Origin of the sequence: Pseudomonas sp. EL_65y_Pfl1_R83, from assembly GCF_963970695.1 — a bacterium.
Classification (GTDB): Bacteria; Pseudomonadota; Gammaproteobacteria; order Pseudomonadales; family Pseudomonadaceae; genus Aquipseudomonas; species Aquipseudomonas tritici.
Genome location: NZ_CAXAQI010000272.1, coordinates 1 through 506, shown reverse-complemented (window position 1 = coordinate 506; position 506 = coordinate 1). Strand labels below are relative to the sequence as shown.

Here is a 506-nt window from a genome sequence, read left to right as displayed (position 1 = left end):
GTGCCCAGATCTGGCCGCTGGCGTTGAACGCGCTGGCCTGCGCGCGCAGGAACAGTTCGGCGCGGGCATTGGCCTCGGCATCGTCCAGCGGCTTGTCGAAGCGCATGGCGGCACAATCATTGTCGAAAATGCACCCGGTGGGGGTGCAGTGTTTACCGTCCGTCTGCAAGCTCCGCCGGACGACCGATAATCCGATCAATTGCGCGCGACCGTGGCAGCTCGCGTTACCCTTTTTAGGTTCTCAGCGAAAGAATATGAAGTGAATATTGCAAAAATCGGTCCACCGAAACACGGCGAAGGACATTTTCTGACTCGCGTCGGGTGGCTTCGTGCAGCAGTGCTCGGAGCAAACGACGGTCTACTTTCTACCGCAAGCCTAATGGTTGGCGTTGCAGCCGCAGCGCCTGGATCGAGTCAGATCGTGCTTACTGGGGTCGCAGGAATTGCGGCGGGGGCCATGGCGATGGCTGCCGGTGAATATGTGTCGGTCAGCTCCCAAGCGGACG

2 protein-coding genes are annotated in these 506 nt (G+C 59.9%); both read left to right on the top strand.

What is annotated here, in order from left to right; translation table 11 throughout:
* The first annotated feature begins 10 nt into the window (after positions 1-10).
* Positions 11-190, top strand: coding sequence for an ATP-binding protein (locus AACY08_RS30740; protein ID WP_445262059.1), 180 nt, complete (start codon positions 11-13; stop codon positions 188-190).
* A gap of 69 nt (positions 191-259) precedes the next feature.
* On the top strand, positions 260-506 hold a 247-nt coding region (locus tag AACY08_RS28825; protein WP_339472490.1), incomplete at its 3' end, for a VIT1/CCC1 transporter family protein.